16 protein-coding genes are annotated in these 21,727 nt (G+C 47.6%); 7 read left to right on the plus strand and 9 right to left on the minus strand.

The genetic code is table 11. From position 1 onward, the window contains the following. The first annotated feature begins 384 nt into the window (after positions 1-384). On the plus strand, positions 385-1,557 hold the full coding sequence (locus ACN0VA_RS10610) for an HNH endonuclease (RefSeq protein ID WP_417821124.1): 1,173 nt from the start codon (positions 385-387) through the stop codon (positions 1,555-1,557). A gap of 22 nt (positions 1,558-1,579) precedes the next feature. Here the strand turns inward: ACN0VA_RS10610 and ACN0VA_RS10615 are convergent, their stop codons facing one another. From ACN0VA_RS10615 to ACN0VA_RS10630, 4 genes are all read right to left on the minus strand, one after another. After that, the gene (locus ACN0VA_RS10615) at positions 1,580-2,380 is read right to left on the minus strand and encodes an isocitrate lyase/PEP mutase family protein (RefSeq protein ID WP_417821125.1); all 801 of its coding nucleotides are present in this window, start codon (positions 2,378-2,380) and stop codon (positions 1,580-1,582) included. Positions 2,381-2,385: 5 nt separating this feature from the next. Then, a complete protein-coding gene (gene prfB, locus ACN0VA_RS10620; protein WP_417821126.1) occupies positions 2,386-3,498 on the minus strand; it encodes a peptide chain release factor 2 in 1,113 nt (370 codons plus the stop codon). 64 nt (positions 3,499-3,562) lie between these two features. Continuing rightward, the gene (locus ACN0VA_RS10625) at positions 3,563-5,995 is read right to left on the minus strand and encodes a penicillin-binding protein 1A (protein ID WP_417821127.1); all 2,433 of its coding nucleotides are present in this window, start codon (positions 5,993-5,995) and stop codon (positions 3,563-3,565) included. A 70-nt stretch (positions 5,996-6,065) separates the two neighbouring features. Further along, complete coding sequence (locus tag ACN0VA_RS10630) at positions 6,066-7,244, minus strand: N-acetylmuramoyl-L-alanine amidase (RefSeq protein WP_417821128.1); 1,179 nt, start codon at positions 7,242-7,244, stop codon at positions 6,066-6,068. A 651-nt stretch (positions 7,245-7,895) separates the two neighbouring features. On the opposite strand from ACN0VA_RS10630, the gene ACN0VA_RS10635 reads away from it, so the two are divergent. Together ACN0VA_RS10635 and ACN0VA_RS10640 are read left to right on the plus strand one after the other, a co-directional pair. After that, positions 7,896-10,598 carry an Rne/Rng family ribonuclease gene (locus tag ACN0VA_RS10635; RefSeq protein ID WP_417821129.1) on the plus strand — a complete coding sequence of 901 codons (2,703 nt, stop codon included), beginning with the start codon at positions 7,896-7,898 and terminating at the stop codon, positions 10,596-10,598. A gap of 173 nt (positions 10,599-10,771) precedes the next feature. Then, the gene (locus ACN0VA_RS10640) at positions 10,772-10,945 is read left to right on the plus strand and encodes a hypothetical protein (protein ID WP_417821130.1); all 174 of its coding nucleotides are present in this window, start codon (positions 10,772-10,774) and stop codon (positions 10,943-10,945) included. Here the strand turns inward: ACN0VA_RS10640 and ACN0VA_RS10645 are convergent. Both ACN0VA_RS10645 and ACN0VA_RS10650 read right to left on the minus strand, forming a co-directional pair. Next, a complete protein-coding gene (locus ACN0VA_RS10645) occupies positions 10,938-12,086 on the minus strand; it encodes a pyridoxal phosphate-dependent aminotransferase (RefSeq protein WP_417821131.1) in 1,149 nt (382 codons plus the stop codon). The two genes, ACN0VA_RS10640 and ACN0VA_RS10645, sit on opposite strands and share 8 nt — an antisense overlap. Then, entirely contained in the window at positions 12,086-13,768 is a 1,683-nt protein-coding gene (locus ACN0VA_RS10650; RefSeq protein ID WP_417821132.1) for a gamma-glutamyltransferase, read from the minus strand. Before ACN0VA_RS10650 ends, ACN0VA_RS10645 begins: the two co-directional genes overlap by 1 nt. Here ACN0VA_RS10650 and ACN0VA_RS10655 point away from each other — a divergent pair. From ACN0VA_RS10655 to ACN0VA_RS10670, 4 genes are all read left to right on the plus strand, one after another. Next, positions 13,755-15,101 carry a M48 family metalloprotease gene (locus tag ACN0VA_RS10655; RefSeq protein WP_417821133.1) on the plus strand — a complete coding sequence of 449 codons (1,347 nt, stop codon included), beginning with the start codon at positions 13,755-13,757 and terminating at the stop codon, positions 15,099-15,101. The genes ACN0VA_RS10650 and ACN0VA_RS10655 overlap by 14 nt on opposite strands. A gap of 56 nt (positions 15,102-15,157) precedes the next feature. Beyond that, positions 15,158-15,850 carry a hypothetical protein gene (locus ACN0VA_RS10660; protein WP_417821134.1) on the plus strand — a complete coding sequence of 231 codons (693 nt, stop codon included), beginning with the start codon at positions 15,158-15,160 and terminating at the stop codon, positions 15,848-15,850. Positions 15,851-15,921: 71 nt separating this feature from the next. Beyond that, on the plus strand, positions 15,922-16,653 hold the full coding sequence (locus ACN0VA_RS10665; protein ID WP_417821135.1) for a DsbA family protein: 732 nt from the start codon (positions 15,922-15,924) through the stop codon (positions 16,651-16,653). Between the two features lie 13 nt (positions 16,654-16,666). After that, positions 16,667-17,182 carry a ferritin-like domain-containing protein gene (locus ACN0VA_RS10670; RefSeq protein ID WP_417821136.1) on the plus strand — a complete coding sequence of 172 codons (516 nt, stop codon included), beginning with the start codon at positions 16,667-16,669 and terminating at the stop codon, positions 17,180-17,182. Positions 17,183-17,222: 40 nt separating this feature from the next. On the opposite strand, the gene ACN0VA_RS10675 is transcribed toward ACN0VA_RS10670, so the two are convergent. The 3 genes from ACN0VA_RS10675 to ACN0VA_RS10685 all read right to left on the minus strand — a co-directional run bounded on the left by ACN0VA_RS10675 (position 17,223) and on the right by ACN0VA_RS10685 (position 21,722). Then, positions 17,223-17,900 (minus strand): PDZ domain-containing protein, encoded by a 678-nt coding sequence (locus ACN0VA_RS10675; protein WP_417821137.1) that lies wholly within the window; start codon positions 17,898-17,900, stop codon positions 17,223-17,225. Between the two features lie 132 nt (positions 17,901-18,032). After that, positions 18,033-19,349, minus strand: coding sequence for a diguanylate cyclase domain-containing protein (locus ACN0VA_RS10680; RefSeq protein WP_417821138.1), 1,317 nt, complete (start codon positions 19,347-19,349; stop codon positions 18,033-18,035). A gap of 39 nt (positions 19,350-19,388) precedes the next feature. Next, positions 19,389-21,722 carry a Tex family protein gene (locus ACN0VA_RS10685; RefSeq protein ID WP_417821139.1) on the minus strand — a complete coding sequence of 778 codons (2,334 nt, stop codon included), beginning with the start codon at positions 21,720-21,722 and terminating at the stop codon, positions 19,389-19,391. Positions 21,723-21,727: the final 5 nt, after the last annotated feature.

A 21,727-nucleotide genomic window follows, 5' to 3' on the forward strand; every position in this document is an offset into this window, starting at 1 on the left:
TGTTTCCTCGTTGGGTTATATGATGAGGTAAATTCGGTATTGTTACGCGCGCTAAACGTGCCATAGTGCTCTCCTTCATTTTCTGAAAGAGGTATGAAAAGCTTAGGCAAGTAATTCGGTAACTGTCCCCCGAACTGGCCCCCGAACTGTGGCCCCGAACTGTGGAACTGGAACTGAACTCCCCCCGAACTGAACTCAGGATTTTATCTAAAAAGATAAGATTCTTTCAATCAGATTTCTTACTCAAAATCATTCTAGGAATTATCGAGAGATCATTATAAAAGAATTCATTAATCGCACTCGATCTGACATTCACCGTATCAAAATGGGCAAATATTAGGTCGCCTCACTCTTAATTGTAAAAATTTAATTAAGGACCATTAGATGCTGGTATGTATTTATTGCGAGGAAGAAAAGGGTGACAAAAACTTTTCATCTGAACATGTAATCCCGAAATCTCTTGGTGGAGCACAAGTCCCAGATAGATTTAAGACGCAACGAGTTTGTGAAACATGCAATAATAACCTAGGACTATTCGTTGATGCCAGTTTTGAAAAAAACTGGTTCATTTCCAATTGGCTACACGCCATTTACCCAACAGACAAAATTCAAGATGGTTTTAAAGAAATCCCCTTAATCTGTATCGGAATCCTAAAAGAAAAAGCACCATTTCTTCAAACAGATGAAATCTGTGAATATTATCTCGGCCCAAACCACGAAAGCATTTTTTGGATAAGACCAGATGATGAACGATTATTTGGGTACGTAGGTGGTAACCCAAGAACGACTAAAGATGCAAATACAAGGGCTTATTTCTTTATGTCCAAAAAAAGTGAAAGCAATGCACACGCAATGCTTTATAGTTTCAAACATGCTTTTTCAGGCAGAAAAGTTGATAAAATACTAGCTGGTCAAATTGATGGTTTTGAAATCTCAAAAATTGGTCTTCGCCCTCCAAACGAACATGAAAAAACCGAAATCCAATGGTTAGATAATTATGCATTTAATCAAAATGAAAAGGTGCAATGTCAAATCAGACACTACGGACGGTTCGATATACGCTTCTTGTCCAAACTGGCAAGAGGTCTCTCTTTCTGCATTTGGGGAGATAAAGTTTTACAAAGCCCTTATTCTCGCGAAATATTTAAAGGCATTTGGCTCAAAAATGACGAACCTATGCCTGACACTAAAAACGTTTCTATTTTTGCGAACCAAGACCAAAATTTACTAGATCGGTTTGGTTACCCAAAAGCAATTGTCATCACATTTATGCAAATAGACAAAAACATTTCAATGTGTGTAAATATTGGGACTAAAAAGTCAGCACGCATTATTTGTGCAGATGAGAAAATGCTTACAGATATTGACAGAAGAAAAATTGAAGGAGGGTTAGCTATTGTAATATTTAGCTTTCTTAAAAAAGCAATTTCTATGACCTTAATGGAGTTCCTAGCCCATAAAGACGGCACATTGCCACATCCCGAATTAGCTAAAATTGAACAGGAGTTTGATTTAACGAGTGAAAAAGCTCCCCGCAACCTTCAAGATAAACCTTAAGATTGCTTCATCTCTTTTATATTTAAGACATCCAGTCGTTGATCATCGCATCCGGGATCGCGTCGCAGGCGTAAGTGAACGAGCCTTCATCGTGCAACTGCGCAAGGGTGCGGTTCAGGTGGCCGTAGGTTGCGCGCATCAGCGATCCGCCCGTTGTGATGCGGTTTACACCTAAATCTGTATAGTTTTTTAAAGACAAAGGTGTTGCAGAGACACCGCCCAGAATATTGATGGGGGCTTTGATCTCGTTCACCAATGTGCGGATTTCATCATGGTCCACCACACCGGGGATAAAGACGCAGTCCGCACCGGCTTCTGCATAAGCTCGTCCGCGCAGAACAGCTTGATCCAAGGCATCTGACTGCCCCGTTAAGTATGTATCGCAACGTGCATTTAAGACGAATACCCGGTCACCTACTGCCTTTTTCGCTGTTTCTACGGCCTGAACCGCCACATCAAGTGGGAACAAATCATCGACCGCTCCACCTTTGGCATCTTCCAAATTCGCACCAACGGCCCCGATTTCAATAATCCGGTTGACTGTTTTTGTGATATCGCCGTACCCGGTTTCCATATCCATCGTGACCGGGACAGCAACGGCGCGCACGATGCGTTCAACAGCTGCAAACATTAAATCGGGATCAAGATTATTACCATCTGGCAAGCCGTGGGAATAGGCAATCCCCGCGCTTGTCGTCGCAACTGCGGGAAAGCCAGCGCGAGCAATCATTTTCGCACTGCCAGCGTCCCATGCGTTCGGCAAAATAAAAGGCACGCCTTTATGGTGAAGATCGTAAAATATCTGTGCCTTTGATTTTGTCATGTCACTTACTCGTCATCCGATCCTTTAATCCGGCTGGCAAGGGCCGCCGCCATAAATTGATCAAGGTCCCCATCCAAAACAGCTTGGGAATTGGAAGTTTCCACGCCTGTGCGCAAATCCTTGATCATCTGATAGGGTTGCAGGACATAAGAGCGGATCTGATGGCCCCACCCAATTTCCGTTTTTGCATCATGTTCGGCCTGACTTTCAGCCTCACGTTTTTGCAGTTCTGCTTCATATAGGCGCGCACGCAGCATTTTATAAGCGGCTGCACGGTTTTTATGTTGCGAACGGTCATTCTGACACTGCACGACAATCCCGGTCGGAATATGTGTGATCCGAATGGCTGAGTCCGTTTTGTTAACGTGCTGCCCACCGGCACCGGAGGCGCGGTAGGTATCAATGCGCAGGTCTTTTTCTTCGATTTCAATCTCGATATTGTCGTCAACTTCAGGATAGACCCAGACAGAAGAAAAACTTGTATGTCGGCGTGCAGAGCTGTCAAACGGTGAAATGCGCACCAAACGGTGAACACCACTTTCCGTCTTTAACCAACCATAAGCATTGTGACCAGAAATTTTAATAGTTGTGGATTTAATGCCGGCTTCTTCACCCGGTGTTTCTTCGATATATTCAACCTTGCATCCGTGTTGGTCTGCCCAACGCGTGTACATGCGCAACATGATATTTGCCCAATCGCACGCCTCGGTCCCACCGGCACCGGAATTGATCTCAAGGAAACAGTTGTTGGCATCGGCCTCACCGGACAACAAAGTTTCGATCTCTTCCTTGGCAGCGCGTTCCTGTAAGACGACCAGAGCCTCTTCTGCCTCTGTTACCGTATCGGCATCATCTTCCATCTCGCCCATTTCGATCAATTCGATATTATCGGCAAGTTCCTGTTCGGACTCTTCCAGCGCCTTGATGCCATTTTCAAGACGTGTGCGTTCCTTCATCAGTTCTTGTGCTTTTTGCGGATCGTTCCAAAGGTTTGGATCTTCGCTCAATGCATTCAGCTCTTCCAGACGTCGCACAGCATTGTCGTAATCCAGATGCTTGCGCAACAAGGTAAGAGATTTGCGGATTTTTTCGACCTGAGTTTCGACTTCGGCACGCATGGATATTTTCCTAAAGAAAAGAATAATCTGATGGGACGCTATTTAAACTGTAATAAGCTTGCGGTCAATATAGACCACCGCCTGTGTCCACATCGCCCGGCGTGATAATCTCATCACTTTGCCCTTCCAAAACGCGATTGCTTTGGCTGGGCGATGTCCCTTGTTTAAAGGCTTCCCAAATAACATTTTGATCGCCAATTTTCGCATCCTGCCCGGTACGCGCATTGACACGAACCATCCGTACCCCGTCCGGGATACGAAACGGTGTTGCCGGTTTATCCGCCAAAGCTTCCTTCATAAAATCACGGAAAATAGGTGCGGCGACACTTGAACCTGTTTCGCGTCTCCCCAAAGGAATGGGAGTATCAAAACCAACAAACACACCCGTGACAAGGTCGGGGCTAAAGCCCATAAACCAGCTGTCGCGTTCCTCGTTGGTTGTCCCGGTTTTACCAGCAAGCGGTTTACCCACGGCGGCGACACGCCGCCCGGTACCGCGCTTGACCACGCCTTCCAGAATAGACACGATCTGATAAGCACTTTCCGGTGAGGTCACACTTTCACGGTTATCAATGATTTGCGGGACGGCTTCATCGCCCTGCCACTGCATCGCCATACAATCGGTACAATCGCGCGTATCATGTTTGAAAACCGTAATCCCATCCCGGTTTTGAATGCGGTCAATCAAGGTCGGCATGATCCGCTTGCCACCGTTTACCAACATCCCGTAAGCCGCAGCCAGGTTGATCAGCTTCGTTTCCCCTGCCCCCAGCGCCATTGACAACGTTTCTTGTAAGTTGGGGGTAATGTCGAAACGTTTGGCATATTCTGCAACTTTTTCCATGCCTAATGTCTGCGCAAGACGCACCGTCATCAAGTTTCGTGATTTTTCAACACCCAGACGCATGGTTGACGGACCGTAAAATTTATTACTGTAGTTATCAGGGCGCCATTTCGGCTGCCCCGGCCCTTGATCCAGAACAAACGGCGCATCCAGAATCAGCGTGGATGGCGTATAGCCTTCATCCAATGCCGCCAGATAGACAAACGGTTTAAAGGCGGAACCGGGTTGGCGGTTGGCTTGGGTTACACGGTTAAACTGGCTGCGTTCATATGAATAGCCCCCGACCATTGCCAGCACACGCCCTGTATGCGGGTCCATTGCGACAATGCCGCCCTGCACACCGGGGATTTGGCGCAACGCATAATGCTGAATGTGTTTTTCTTCGCCCTCTTTTTGCGCAAAAACAGGTTTAACCCAGACGACATCACCCAGCTTAAGAACATCGGAGGCGCGAGAAACCCGTGGGCCAAGTTTTTGTCCTTCAATCCACGGGCGCGCCCATTTCATTTCTTCTAAAGGAACCGTTCCCTGATTGCCGCCAACAAAGCCGACATCTGCACTTTTGTCATGAACTTTCAGCACGACACCGAGTTGCCAGTCCGCAGGTGCCCCTTTAGGCGCTGTTAAATCGGATAACTGCTGTTCCCACGACAGGATATTTTCCACCCGAGTTACCGGACCGCGCCAGCCATGCCGTCGGTCATAAGTTTCCAGACCGTCTTGCAACACCCGTTGGGCCACACTCTGAAGATCAGGGTCCAATGTCGTATGTACGGACAACCCGCCTTTATAAAGCTTGTTTTCCCCGTACATATCCACGAGTTCACGGCGGACTTCCTCGGCAAAGTAAGGCGCATTGACAAATTCTGTTTCAGAACGCGATGCAACTTTTAAAGGTCGTTTTTTCGCTTGATCTGCCTCAGCTTGACTGATCAAACCTTCAATCGCCATACGTTCAATCACCCAATTGCGTCGTTCAATCGCCTTTTGGGTTTTACGAATGGGATGGTAGTTATTGGGCGCTTTGGGTAGGGCTGCCAGATAGGCTATTTCTTCAATCGACAAATCCCCTAAAGATTTGTTGAAATAGTTTAACGCCGCAGCCGCCACCCCGTAAGACCCATACCCCAGATAGATTTCATTGAGGTACAGTTCAAGAATACGGTCTTTGCTCAGGGCTTTTTCGATACGCAAGGCAAGGATCGCTTCCTTAATTTTGCGCACATATGATACTTCATTTGTCAGCAAAAAGTTTTTCGCGACTTGCTGGGTAATCGTGGATGCCCCCACCAGTCGCCGCCCGGACCCGACATTGCGAAGGTTCGTAACGATTGCGCGTGCGACCCCCATCGGATCAACACCAATATGATCATAAAAATTTTTGTCTTCTGCCGCTAAAAACGCACGAGACACCCGCAACGGAATGGCTTTGATCGGCACGAAAACACGGTTTTCAATGGCATATTCCGCCATCAACTGACCATCACCGGCATGCACACGGGTCATCACCGGCGGTTCGTAATCCTTAAGCTGGGTATAATCGGGCAAGCCTTTGCCAAAATGGTAAAAACCATACAAAACGGCCCCCGCGCCCAAAAGGGCAAAAAACAGACAAACCGCCAATAATCCAGTGATGATTTTTAATATTTTCACAAGTCTTAACCAAACAATCCAACAACAAAAGGACGGCAGTATAACCGCTCGGGACTAAATGTCTTGATTTTTATAAACGATTGGCTTCTTCAACCCGGTTAAAGTACCGATTGATTGACGTTTTAATCGCATCAGCCAGTTTCGCACGATGTTTTTTGGACCGCAACGCCCGTTCATCATACTTGTTTGACAAGAATCCGAGTTCGATCAAAACGGCAGGCACATCCGGTGCTTTCAACACAGCAAATCCGGCAAAACGGTGCGGATTACGTAACACATGACCGGACAAGGAGATATCTTTCACCAAGGTTTCAGCAAAGCGCGAAGATTGGTTTTTCGTATCGCGTTGTGCCATATCCAGCAAAATAAAGCTTAAATCATCCGTCGTGGATGACAGGTCCACCCCTGCAATTAAATCCGCCTTGTTTTCGCGCTCCGCCAAGGCTTGTGCTTCCTTGGAAGAGGCCCTTTCAGACAAGGTATAAACGGATGCCCCGCGAACCGATTTATCGCGAAACGTATCGGCATGTAACGATAAAAACAAATCAGCACCGGCCCGGCGTGCAATCGCGGTTCGTTCACGCAAAGGGATAAAAACATCACGGTCACGGGTCAACACCACCTTGTATCGCCCTGTTTTTTGCAACGTGTCGCGTAACTGGCGTGCGATTGCCAAAGTGATATGTTTTTCGTACGCCCCGCTTACACCACGCGCACCCGGATCAACGCCGCCATGCCCGGCGTCAATAACCACCACATGTTTGCTTTTCTTGGCAGGTTTGGATGGTGGTAAAATTGCAGGCACACGCGCTTGCTGCACATGGGCACGATTTTCAACAACTGTCGGCGTTGGTGTAGAGGCCACTTGATCGGGATAAACCGCAGGCTTCATCAAGGCCATAAATGTTGAATGATCCGTTGGCACCAAATCCATGACAAAGCGCCAATTTCGGACCTGCCCACGCGGAGCCAACATCAAGGTTTGCTTGATTTTCACAGGTGCATTTGCATCCAGCACAATCCGTGACGTTCCCGTTTTAAACAGGCCGTAGCGAAAACCGCTTAACGCCCCGTACATACGGGGGTTGAACCCTTCAGGCAATTGCCAACCCAATTCGGGAAAATCAACAACAACCCGGTAGGGCTCTGCCAAGGTTGTCACCTTAAAGCCCACATTATCGCTGACTTCCATAACAAAGCGGGTATGGTCGGGATGTTGACCGACGCGCACACTTTGTACAACAGGCATGCTGCCATCCTGCGCTAATGCGATATCTGCGAATCCTAACAGACAGCAAAAGAGCAATAAAGTTTTGAAAAATGGTACCTTTATGGTTCGATAGCTCGACATCTTCGCTCGACGACAATAGATTAAAAACACGGATTATATAAGTGCGACTCCTATGATTTACCTCATTTTCATAACTGACGGCAAGAGGGTGATGAAAAATTCATATAAGGTTAAAAGTAAAGAAAATCATAAATGACGCGATTAAGACATTGTGAAATTAAATTCCTACCGTTATGTTAACGACCGCGTGAAAAAGCACTCCTGTCTGTAAAAGCTCCATTTTCGGAATAATTTATCCTCACAAAAATGGAATAAGGTTTAAGCAAGACCGATGTTCACGCCGATTTGACGCAACTTTCAATTTGCGCGAAACGAAGTGCTAAAGCGACTATACACTTAATTTCGAGGTTTTCATGCCGGCAAGAGCAGACCACATGACCAGATCACATAAAACGGAACTGTCCGTTTTATGTTCTGCATTGGGCGCCGCCGACATTTCGACCATTTATTTCAATACAGACTATCGCAGAAATACATTGGCGGGTTCAGCATGCTTTGAGAAGCGCTCCCCGAAAAGAACGGTTTCTGCATATCGGAGTTACAGGCCTAATGGCAACCAAACGCATGCTTATCGATGCGACTCATCCGGAAGAGACCCGGGTCGTCGTTGTCGATGGAAATCGACTAGAAGAACTGGAATTTGAATCGGCGAGCCGTAAACAGCTCAAAGGAAACATATATCTCGCAAAAGTCACCCGTGTAGAGCCTAGCTTACAAGCTGCCTTCGTTGAATACGGTGGCAATCGACACGGATTTCTTGCTTTTAACGAGATCCATCCGGATTATTATCAAATCCCTGTATCGGATCGTGAAGAATTTGAAGCCGATATTGAGGAAAATAACGAGGATGCGGCCTCCTCGCCCGCAACAGAGGTCGAAGAGTCAGGTTCCGATGATAGCGAGCAGGTCGAACATATCCGACCGCATTATCGCAATCAGCGTCGCTATAAAATTCAGGAAGTGATTAAAAAACGCCAGATCATTCTGGTGCAGGTCGTTAAGGAAGAGCGCGGCAATAAAGGTGCAGCCTTAACCACGTACCTATCCCTTGCGGGCCGCTATTGCGTCTTGATGCCCAACACGGATAAAGGCGGTGGGATTTCCCGTAAAATTTCCAACGTCAAAGACCGCAAGCGTCTTAAGTCTGTTTTATCTGAGCTCAGCATCCCCAAAGGGACTGCCGTTATCGTCAGAACAGCCGGTGCGGAACGTTCAAAAGCAGAAATCAAACGCGATTTTGAATATTTGATGCGTCTATGGTCCAATATCCGTGACGTAACCCTGCAAAGTCAGGCACCTTCGCTTATTTATGAAGAAGCCAACCTGATCAAACGTTCAATCCGCGACATGTACAGCCGCGATATTGACGAAGTACTCGTTGAAGGCGAAGAAGGCTATCGCACAGCCAAGGACTTCATGAAAATGTTGATCCCCAGCCATGCGAAAAAGGTTCAGCCTTATCGTGATGAATTGCAAATCCCGCTTTATCACCGTTATCAGGTGGAAGGCCAGCTGGATGCGATGCACAGTGCCATTGTTCAACTGCCTTCTGGTGGTTACATTGTGATCAACCCGACCGAGGCACTCGTCGCCATTGACGTGAACTCCGGTCGATCCACCAAAGAACGCAATATCGAAGAAACAGCGCTGAAAACCAACTTGGAAGCCGCCGACGAAATTGCACGTTCTTTACGTTTGCGCGATCTTGCCGGTTTGATTGTGGTCGATTTCATTGATATGGAAATCTCACGCAATCAGGCACAGGTCGAACGCCGCATTAAAGAAGCCATGAAAAACGACCGTGCACGGATCCAGATCGGACGGATCAGTCCATTTGGCCTATTGGAACTGTCGCGTCAACGCTTGCGCCCCAGCTTCACAGAAACCAGCACGGAAACCTGCCATTTCTGTCATGGAACCGGGGTTCGCCGTTCCCTTGAATCAACAGTACTTCATGTTCTGCGCGTGATTGAGGAAGAAGGCATTCGCCGTCGTTCCGATGAAATCACCGTTCATGTGCCCACACAGGTTGCGCTTTATATTCTTAACCAAAAACGCGACCAACTGGCGGGTATTGAAGAACGCTATCAAATGACTGTTCAGCTTTTGGGCGACGATAGCCTTGTTTCGCCTGAATATAAACTGGAACGGATCAAAGCCAAAAGCGCACAAGAAGCCGGCGTTCGCCCCCTTGGCCCGGAAGATTCCACTCATTTGGATGAAATCCGCGGTGAAGTGCTTGATAGCAATGACGAGGAACAGGACGATGACGGACGCAAACGTCGCCGTCGCCGTCGCCCGCGCCGTCGTAAGAATGAAGGTCAGGTCAGCGAAGAAGTTTCCGAAGATTTAGAGGTTACAGAACCTGCTGAAATCGAAACGGAAACCGATTCAGATGACGACAATGATGATGATAAACCGCGCAAGCGTCGTCGTCGCGGTAAACGCGGTGGTCGTCGTCGTTCTCGCCGTCCAAATGAGGATGATCCTGATTTTGATGAAAACGAGTCTTCACAAGATGACGCTGATGCAGATTCTTCAGAAGACGTTCAGGACGCAGAAAACAACGAAACCGAAACGACATCCAGCGACGATACGCAAGAAGAAAGAACACGCCGTCGTCCTCGTCGTCGCGGAATGCGCCGTCGTCGTAATGACGATACACCTCGCGAAACAACAGATGTTTCTGTTGTTGAAGCAACAGAGGAAAATTCCCCTTCAAAGGATGACTCCGCCGTTGCAGAGGCCGGGGATACAGAAGCATTGAGCGTAGAGGCGGAAGAAGAAAAGCCGAAACGCAAGCCTGTACGTCGGCGCACAACACGTAAAAAGAAAGACGAGGAAACCGCACCGGCCTCTTCTGACGAAAGTGCTGATACACCTGTTGAAACGCCTAAGTCAGACGATGCGACAAGTGAAACCGAGGCCAATGCAGAGGCGGAAAAGCCAAAGCGGAAAACCACAACACGTCGACGCACCACAACCACGCGTAAGAAGAAGGTTGAAACGGATGGAAATGAAACCGATGCGAGCGTATCGGATACAGCACCATCAGAGAAACCCAAACGTCGCACAACACGTAAGGCAAAGACTGCTGATACGGTAAAAACAGAAGAACCAAAAGCAGTTGTTGAAAATAAGGTTGAAACTGTCGCAATTGCCGCAACAGGCGTAATCGTCAAAAACAGTGATGGTTCCCAACAGGAAATCGCTGACGATAAACCGAAACGCAAAGGATGGTGGAGCCGCTAACGCCCGCTACCCCTGATACAAAAAAAAGCCCGAAAGAGTGATCTTTCGGGCTTTTTTGTTCATACTTCGGTAATAATTCAACACTTTATTTCGGTAAAAACTGTGCTATATTACGAAAGCTCAGAGAAACACGTTTTTTCATATAAAACTTAATTCAAAGGAATGAAAAGACCATGTCCGTTACAATAAAATGCGGTGAAGGTGAACATTGCCAACACTGTAAATTCAATGGCACCTTTAACTGTGCCAACCATACTGTAATTTTCAGCAAGAACAAACTGGGCCGTTGCGATTGGTTTGCAGATAAACCCGGTTCCTCAAAACATATTATTAAAAACGTTACTTGAGGAACACTTTCAAGCGTTTCGCAGCTTCAACCATATGTTCAAAGCTGCCCGCATATGAAAAACGCATAAAGTGATTCCCACGCGCACAATCGAAATCGACGCCGGGCGTTGTTGCAACGCCCGTCTTTGCCAAGATGGTCTTGCAAAACTCTTGTGCATCATTCGTCAGGTGCGCCACATCTGCATAGATATAAAACGCGCCATCACTCGGGGCCAATTTATCAAAACCAGCCAGAGGGAGTTCGTTTAACAACATTTCCCGGTTGCGGGCATAATGCGCAACATTGGCATCCAATTCTTCGCGACAATCAAACGCAGCCACGCCACCGAACTGCGATAAAGTCGGCGCCGATATAAACAGGTTTTGTGCCAGACATTCAATGGCACGAACCATATTATCCGGCACAACCATCCAGCCCAAGCGCCAGCCTGTCATGGAAAAATATTTCGAGAAACTGTTAATCAGAATAACATCTTCACTAAATTCAATGGCTGTATCGGCACGATGATCATAGGTAATGCCGTGATAAATCTCATCTGAAATAAACCGGATCCCTTTGGCATCGCAATAGCGGCACAATCCCTGTAAATCTTCACGCGACAGCATGCTGCCTGTAGGGTTTCCCGGACTTGCCACAATCAGACCATCCAGTTCTACGCCTAACTCATCCAGCATTTGCGGTGTTGGCTGGAAATGAGTATCCGGGCCAACAGGAATTTCAATGGCTTCAAACCCCAACGCTTTTAAGATATTGCGATAAGCCGGGTATCCGGGGGCCGTTAAGCCCACCTTATCCCCTTGTTCAAAAGCCGATAAGAAAGCCAGTAAAAAACCGGTTGAAGACCCGGTCGTTACAACAACGCGGCGCGCATCCAGACTAACATCGTAATATTCTTTATAATATTGCGCGATCCGTTCACGTAAAGCCGGAATGCCCAGTGCCTCGGTATAACCGACTTTATCAGACATTAATGCTTTTTGTGTGGCTTCCAATACGCCACGCGGTGCGCTTGTGCTGGGTTGTCCGACTTCCAGATGAATAACGTCCCCGCCCTGTGCTTCCCGTTCGTTGGCAGCGCGCATCACATCCATCACAATAAACGGTGCAACACTGCCGCGTTTTGAAATTTTTAAAGCCATTATTCCGCCCCTGTTGTCAAACCGTATCCGCGTGGATCGTTCATGGCACGGCAGCTTTCCGGCTCTGCATGCAGGCCACCGGGACAAACGATTGCATTTACAATACCAATCCCACCTTCAACACCGGAAAGTTCATAGCCCAAAGTCTGCAATTTCCCCACAACATTTGTGTCCAGATTGCTTTCATAAAAGACCTTATCCGGTGCCCCGCCATGATGGGTACGCGGTTGGCTCATGGCTTCTTGCATGGTCTGTTTTGCCATAAATGTGCGCGCGGCAATATTGACCAACTGTGTCGGTGCCGTCACGCCGCGTGAAGCCGCACCGGCAAAATAAACTTCATTGGAATTTTCATTCACAATTAACATCGGTCCCAAAGGCATCGGCCCCCGACCATTTAGTCCCGGTAACGCCGACAACAAAACCCCTGTTTGAGGGGCGATACGCCCAACACCAAACGTGCTGTTCATACTGACGTTACAGGCAACCCCCGTACCAAAACTGTCAATAGCTACCAAACTCAGCGCAGAGGGTGCTTCCGGTGTCACTTGCGGTGGATTGGGGAGTGTATTTGCAGGCTGATGACGATCCATGCTCATGCCTTGCATCAGGTTTTCGATGTAATCCTGCGTCAACAAGGCATTGACATCTTCACGCGCACGGCCATCCGGGCTGACCCATCTTGCACGTTCTCCATATGCACGCATAGATGCTTCTGCTAAAAGATGGGCGCGTGTTGTTTCATCCGCAGAGGCAAAGTCGCCGTTTTCAGCCAACATTGACCAAATTTGTGCGCCAACAACGCCGCCAGCCGCAGCCGGTGGGGCAAAATGGGCAACACTGAAATTATAAGGCAAGCCTTTTACCGTTTCACGCCACTGAGGAAGCGCATCACGTAAATCTTCGGCTGTCAGGTAACCGCCGGCTTTTTTAACCGACTCTAAAAAACGCTTGGCAAAGGTGCCGACATATAACGCCCCCGGTCCCTTGGTTCGAATTTCAGTCAAGGTCGCAGCCAAGTCATACTGTTTAATAAAATCACCCTCGTGAACCGGTGTTCCATCTTCTTTGGCAAAAACCCGTGCGGCTTCGTTATCACGAATAAGTGCCTCGCCAACAGGGCGCAACTCTGCTGCTAGCGCCCTTGACACCTGTGTCCCAAACCGGGCCAGATTTTCCGCCGGGGAGATCAACTGTGCCCAACGCAAATCCCCATATTTGGATTGCAAAATGAAAAACCCGCGCGCGTTCATCGGGACACCAACCGGACGCACCGTCCCTGCAGGAACCGATTGCGGCGCCTTGCTTAAAAAATCAAGGGCTTCGGTTTTATTGTCTTTACGATCATGGATCACGCAAACCCCGCCCCCACCAAGACTGGCAGAAGACGGCATGGTCACTGCCGAGGCAAAATACATCGCCGTGACCGCATCCGCAGCCGTCCCCCCGGCCGACAACACATCGCGACCGATAAGGGCCGCGCGCGGTTCATCGGCAACGACTGCACCGATATATCCCTTTACAGAACCTATTTTGCCTTTGTCTTCGGGTTTGTCCAGTGCACTACACGCACTTAAAGAGACGATCAAAGTGCAAGCCGCCAATTGACGCAACCCTGTTGTCAGGCTAGCTTCCATAAAGACCTTTTGATTTAGACGGTGATAAAGCGTGCGAAAAACCATTAAATTACTTTTCTTTGTCGTTCTGTGGAGCGTGACATTCCCGGTTTCCAAATCGCACGCCATATCCTTTGTGCGCGATGCAGAAATCGAAAGAACGATTGCTCTGTTTGCGAAACCGATATTCGAGGCAGCCGGCCTCAGCGCCGACAACATTGAAATCTATCTGGTAAACGATAGTCGACTCAATGCTTTTGTTGCCAATGGACAAAAACTTTTCATCCATACCGGCCTATTACAACGTAGCAAAAGCCCTGAGCAGGTTATTGGTGTCATCGCGCACGAGACCGGGCACATTGCAGGCGGACACTTATCACGTATTCGTCAAAAAATGGAAGAGACTTCCCCCGAATCCATTCTCGGCTTTATCTTAGGCGGTGCAGCTATCCTTGCCGGACAACCCGGCGCAGGCAGTGCGATTATCATGGGGGGACAAGATATGGCCACACGATCACTGCTGAAGTACAGCCGGACCGAAGAAGCGTCTGCCGACCAAGCCGCCGTCACTTATCTGGATGAAACCAAAACATCGACACGCGGCCTGTTGGAATTTTTTGAAATTCTGAAAAAAACGGAATTAAGCTCTACATCCCAACAAAATCCCTATATCCGCACACACCCTCTGACCGCAGAACGAATTACCTTTCTGGCAGCACATGTTGCAAAATCTCCGCTGAGTGACATCCGGGTTTCAGATGAATTCATTGAATTGCACGCGCGCATGCGTGCAAAACTAGATTCTTATCTTTTATCCCCAACCCATACCTTTCGCTTATATCCGACAAGCGATACCTCAATTGCCGCTCGCTATGCGCGTGCACAGGCTTATCACAAAGACAACCAACATGAAAAAGCCATTGCGGAAATTGACGGCTTGATCGCAGAACACCCGAAAGATCCTTATTTTTATGAACTCAAGGGTCAAATCTATTTTGAAAACGGCGATATTGAAAATGCGATTGAAGCCTATAAAAAATCAGTTGCGATATTACCCAAGCACCCCTTGCTCCTACTCGCATTAGGGCGCGCCTATCAGGAGTCCGGCAAAGATGAATATCTGCCGGAGGCTATTGACCTGCTTGAACAATCCATCAAACAGGACAACACATCCTCATTTACATGGCGTCAACTGGGCATCGCCTATGGACGTGCCAATCGCATGGCCGAAAGCTCCCTTGCACTGGCAGAAGAAGCCTATCTTCAACGCCGTTATAAAGAAGCTATTTTTCTGGCGGGGCGTGCGGAAAAAGAATTTAAAACAGGTTCTTCGCAATGGATCCAAGCACAAGATTTGCGCCTCGCCTCTGAAAGACTAATGAAAAAACAAAACAAATGACACGCTTGCCCTCCTTATTCGGTTTCCTGACCCTTTGTCTCGTCCTAAATGGGTGCATGACACAAAGGGCCTCTTATGACGAACAGCCCTATAAAATAGGAACTGGCAGCCGGATAGATATTCTTGATGGTCGTGAACGTTTTTATAAAGGGCACAGACCACGCGGTTGGACGCTGTCCGGTCTTGACGAAGACGAGATCTTTTCCTCAAAAAAACAAGTGCGTCATATCTTTCAAACCCAAAAAGAGGGGCAACAAGGGCTTCATATCCAGAATTTCAAACAAGACTATATTCTGGCACGATATACAAATACTCGCCTTCTCGTAACGCCCTATCTATCTTGGTACTGGAACGTATCCGAACATAGCGGAACGCGGCATCCTGTTCGCTTACTCATCGGTTTTTATGGCGGAACGGCGCAATCACCTGCCCTTGCGCAAGAACAATTCATCTGGAATAAAGACAAGCTGCCCCCATATGATCGTTTACTGGCCATCGGGTTTGACGATTTGGCCTTAAAACGTGCAACCCTCTATCCGATGGGTAATCTGAAATATTATGTGCAGCGTGGTGGTATTGAACAGACGAACCAATGGTATTTCGAGGCGGCAGACTTATCCATTATTTACCGAATGGCCTGGCCACAAGACGATGCCGGAAAAACCTTTATCACCTTTGTCGGTTTTTGGGCCGATAACCAGCCCGGTATCGGCGGAATAACCTTCTCAAAGATAACGCTTTCACGATAAGTCTACTTGCCTCTTGTGCCTGACTGGCCCATGATGGGAAAATGAAAAACTAATATTAGGTTCACGAATTCATGTTACGCATTTTTACTGTTTTATTCCTTTCATTTATTGTTTTCTCCCCAGCCAACGCGGCAGATCAACTTTCGACCACTCAACAGGACGAAGTGCGCAAGCTGGTGCGCGAAACCTTATTGGCAAACCCTGAAATTTTGATGGAAGCCATGAACGTCCTGCAACAGCGTCAGGAAGAGCAAAAAGAAAAAGCACAAAAAGCAACACTGTTGTCCCTGGGAGATTCCATCGAAAACGGTCCCTTAACACCCATCGCCGGCAATCCCAAAGGCGATGTGACGATGATCGAATTTTTCGATTACCAATGTGGTTATTGCAAACGCGCCTTCCCCGGCGTCATGGAGGTGATCAACAGCGATAAAAATATTCGTTATGTCTTGAAAGAATTTGCAATCCTTGGCCCTGAATCAGAAGTTGCCGCCCGTGCTGCATTGGCAGCAAAAAAACAAGACAAATACTTTGAAATGCATACAGCATTGATGACTATTCGCGGTCGCCTGAACACCGATAAAATCATCAAAATTGCAGAAGACGTTGGACTGGATGTTCAGCGCCTGAAAACCGATATGCAAGGCGATGACGTCAGTGCGGAAATCCTTTCTACACGTGCCATTGCACAGCGTTTAAATATCACAGGAACGCCTGCCTTTATTATCGGAGATCAGATCATTCCGGGGGCCATTCCACCAGAAGGTTTGAAGGAAGCAATTGCAAAAGAAAGACAGAAGTAGGGGGAAGACAAGCATGTCACTTAATATCAAAACTGTAGAAGAGCTTCTTGCGCACTCCATCTCTATGGAAACGGATGCGGGCGAACGCTACCGCGAAATTGCAGATGCAATGGAAGTACACAATAATCCTGAGGTCGCTGAACTTTTCAGCGTCTTGGCTGGCTATGCGGACAAACATGCCGCTGAAATGGAAGAACGGGCCAAGGATTTGGTTATTCCCCATATTGCCCCTTGGGATTTTGCATGGGAAGATAAAGACAGCCCTGAAGCAGCTGACCATTTTCAAACCCATTACAAAATGACCCCCTATCACGTCCTGCAACTGGCCATGAAGGTCGAAAAAGGCGCACGGGACTTCTATGCCGGCATTGCCAAAGAAAGCAGCAACCCGGAAGTTTGCGCTATGGCTCAGGAATTTGCCGAAGAAGAAAGCGAACATGTTGAAATGCTCAAAGGATGGGTTGGTCGTTATCCGAAACCGGAAAATGACTGGTACGACGACCTCGACCCACCGATGATGCATGAGTAGCATTTTTTGAAACAGGGCCGCAAGCTTATGAGTTTGCGGCCTAATTTAATACGGGAACGGGCAAAAGAACAAAACGGTAGCCGTTGTTGCGAGCAACCAGTAAAACCACCATTTCTTTATTTTCTTTCTGCGCCTTTTTGAAATAACTGACAATATGGGCGGGCGTCCAGACATCGGACTGATTGACCTGCACCACAACATCCCCGACTTTCAGGTCCAAACCTGCGGCTTTTTCTTTATCAACGAGTGAGACAGCCACCCCACGTGTGTTCCATGCCACATCAAAACGCTGCTGCACTTTATCGGTCAGAGACGCAAAAGTAAGACCCAAGGCAGGGATTGTTGAAAAACTGTTGCGCGCAATCGCCCAGCTTGCCGGTAGAACACCCAACTTGATATCAACATCTATCGTCTTGCCACGTCGCCAAACCTTAACAGGAATATTCATTCCCGGTTTAAAGGCTTTGACCCGCACTGTAATCTCGTCAACCGATTGAACGTTTTTTCCATCCAATTCCACAATCACATCCCCACGGCGAATATCAGATAAACTGGCCGGACCCGGAAATGCAATATCACGCACCATTACCCCTTTGGCGTCATCTAGCCCCAAGGCAGTCGCAATAGCTGGCGTCATCCCCTGAATTTGCAAGCCAAAAAAAGACGCCTTTTCGCCAGATGCCATTGTTACGTTACAGGTGGCTATACTCAAAAGCATAGCGGCGCAAAAAAAACGCAACTTCATTTTTATTAATTTAAACACGCCTAACCTCACCCTGAAAGCTGCAACTATTTCAAAGATATTATCCTAAAAGATAAGCGTAAAGAAAGTCTGAAAATACGAGAGGTTCTACGTCCCTAAAACAGACAACTTGGAATCATAGCGACGATATCCATTGCGCCCACTGGTTTTCACCGCATACATGGCTTCATCCGCATAGCGCATCAATTCTTCCGCATCCATCGTATCATCGGGATAACAGGCCAGCCCAACACTGGCCCCCAACGTACATTCCCGTCCACCAGCCATGATGGGTTCTTCCAGACAATCCAATACTTTTTGCGCCACGACAGGACCGACATCAACACTGTCGAGTTCTTCCAACAAGATAATGAATTCGTCCCCACCGATACGTGCAACCGTATCGGACTCCCGAATAATTTTTCTAAATCGCTGTGCAACTTCGATTAAAACCACATCACCGGCCTCATGGCCCAATGTGTCGTTAATTGGTTTGAACTTATCCAGATCAATGAACATCAGCACAAGCGCACGATCATAACGATGAGACAATTTGATGGCATGATGCAAGCGATCCGTAAACAAATGCCGGTTTGGCAACCCCGTAAGCGTGTCGTGGTGCGCCAAATGACGAATGCGTTCAACTGTTTGAATACGTTCTGTAATATCGCGCAAAACAGCCGTGAAAATACGTTCGTGTCCAACTTGCATGCTGGAGATGGTAATCTCCATCGGGAACTTGCCTTTGGTGCGATTAAAACCGTTAATCTCCATCGGCTTACCCATCAAATTGGATCGGCCATGCGCAACTTTACGATCAAAAATGCGCCGAAATTTTTCATGTTTATTATAAGGAAGCAATTCCACAACATGATGACCGATGATCTCATTCGCCGTACATCCAAACACTTTCTCCGCCGCGGGATTGAAAGTTTGGACTTTTCCTTCAGAATCAAAGGTAATAATGCCTTCGCTCACCGTATTCAAAATACTTTTAATCCGGTGTTCACGATCTCGCACCGCTTCAGACGCCCGTTTATAGGCCGTGATATCCTGAACTTCGACAATATAGGCCGCCTTGCCCTTAATCTGCAATTCATGGATTAAAAGTTTGGCGTCCAGTTCATCCCCTTGCAAAGTTGTAAGCTTCAAAGGGATAAAATCATCTTCTTCGGCAAGCACCTCTAACCCAAAGGCGAGGTACTCTTTATAATCATTATGAATAAAATTTATAAATTCCTGATTGATGACATCTTCTGCAACATCGATGCCTAACAACTTCAATCCTGCCGGGTTCATATACTGAATACGGTCATCAACACAAATGGTAAACAGATTGGACGCCGACTGAACAAGATTCATCGCCCAGCCAGCATGGGCCAGATCGAGGATATCTAAATTCACAACGGTTTCTTCAATCGCCATTATGTCTTATTTGTCCCTGGTTTACCTTATTCACAAGGTCTATTTTAGTTTAGACTTAGCCTTTGCAAGGGCTGCAGCCAATGCATTGTCACCTTGTGCCCCAAAATTATCTTTTCGGCTGAACCTTGTAGTAGAATCTTGCGGTGACTGTACCTTATTTTTCACACGATGCGAACCGGCTTTTTTGTCATTTGACGCATATTTGTCATTTTTTACCGCTTCTTGTAGTTTCATTGAAAGGGATATTCTATTTCTTGGTAAATCCACTTCCATAACACGCACTTGCACCACATCACCGGGTTTCACCACCTCATGTGGATCTTTCACAAATTTATCTGCAAGTTGAGAAATATGGACCAAACCATCCTGATGAACCCCCACGTCCACAAAGGCACCAAAATTGGTCACGTTGGTTACAACACCTTCCAGACGCATCCCCTCTTTCAGATCTGACGGTTTTTCTACCCCTTCTTGAAAGGTTGCCGTATGAAATTCAGGACGGGGGTCACGGCCAGGCTTTTCCAGTTCCGCCAGAATATCGCGCACTGTCGGTAAGCCAAAACGTTCATCCGTGAAATTTTGCGCATCCAAACTGGACAAGGTTTCACGATCACCGATCAGGTCATCAATGGATTTTGAGACCTCTGCAATAATGCGTTCCACCACCGGGTAAGCCTCTGGGTGAACAGAGGAACAATCCAAGGGGTTGTCCCCGCCTAAAATACGCAAGAACCCTGCGGCCTGTTCAAAGGCTTTCGGCCCCAGTCGGGACACATCTTTCAATTCTTTGCGGTTTTTAAAACGCCCCTTTTCTTCGCGGTACTGTACGATATTTTGCGCCAACCCCTCGTTAAGTCCCGAAACACGGCTAAGCAAGGCCACAGAAGCGGTGTTCAGGTCAACACCAACCCCGTTTACGCAGTCTTCGACCACACCATTTAGCATACGTCCTAACTTAACTTGTGACACGTCATGTTGATATTGCCCGACCCCAATGGATTTGGGATCTATTTTGACCAGTTCGGCCAACGGGTCCTGTAAACGCCGCCCAATGGAAACGGCGCCACGCAAGGAAACATCCAGATTGGGGAATTCCTGCGCCCCATATTCAGATGCAGAATAAACAGAGGCACCCGCTTCGCTTACCACCAACTTGGTAAGTTTCAATTCCGGATAACGTTTCATCAGGTCTGCTGCCAGTTTATCGGTTTCACGCGAGGCAGTTCCATTCCCGATACTGATCAATTCCACCTTATGTGCACGACACAGGCGTGCCAGTATTTCGATCGACTGATCCCATTGGCGTTTGGGTTCATGCGGATAGATCGTCGCGGTATCGCATAATTTCCCGGTATCATCGACAACCGCAACCTTCACCCCGGTTCGAAATCCGGGATCGAGGGCCAGTGTCGGACGCGTTCCGGCAGGTGCGGCCAGCAACAAATCACGTAAATTACGCGCAAAAACCATAATGGCTTCGTCTTCGGATTGTTCGCGCAACTGGGTCAGCAAATCCATTTCAAGATGGAGAGAAAGTTTCACCTTCCACGCCCAACGGACACAGTCACCAAGCCATTTATCTGCCGCCCTGCCGCTATCGTGAACTCCAAAATGACGAGCAACTTTTACAATACAATCGCTCGCATCCTCTTCGTTTGACAGCAACGCAATTTTCAGGATCCCTTCATTGCGACCACGAAAAAGAGCCAAGGCCCGGTGCGACGGGATTTTGTTAATCGCTTCACTATAGTCAAAATAATCGGAAAACTTTGCGCCTTCTTTTTCTTTCCCGGCAATCACTTGCGAAACAACCTTGCCCTCTTCCCACAGATAATCGCGCAACTGTTTGATAAGACCTGCGTCTTCAGCAAAACGTTCCATCAAGATCTGGCGCGCCCCATCTAGGGCAGCCTTAACATCTTCGATACCTTTATCAATCGCCACAAACGCCTGGGCTTCCCCCTCAGGCATTTTCGCTGGATCGTTAAACAGCATATCCGCCAAAGGCTCCAACCCCGCTTCACGGGCGATCTGTGCTTTTGTACGGCGTTTTTTCTTGTAAGGCAGATATAAATCTTCAAGCGTGGCCTTGGTATCAGCTTTTTCAATTTCCTTTTTTAAGCTATCGCTTAGCTTGCCTTGCTCATCAATCGTTTTTAAAATGGCATCGCGTCGCTCATCCAACTCGCGCATATAACGCAAACGCTCTTCCAATTGCCGCAGTTGGGTATCATCCAGACCGTGCGTCACCTCTTTACGATATCGCGCAATAAACGGGACACTTGCCCCTTCATCCAACAGGCGGACCGCAGCCTCGCTTTGATGCAGTGCAATAGATAACTCAGAAGAAAGACGTTCGATGACAGAGAGCATTAATT

This window comes from Terasakiella sp. (assembly GCF_048267425.1).
Lineage (GTDB): Bacteria > Pseudomonadota > Alphaproteobacteria > Rhodospirillales > Terasakiellaceae > Terasakiella.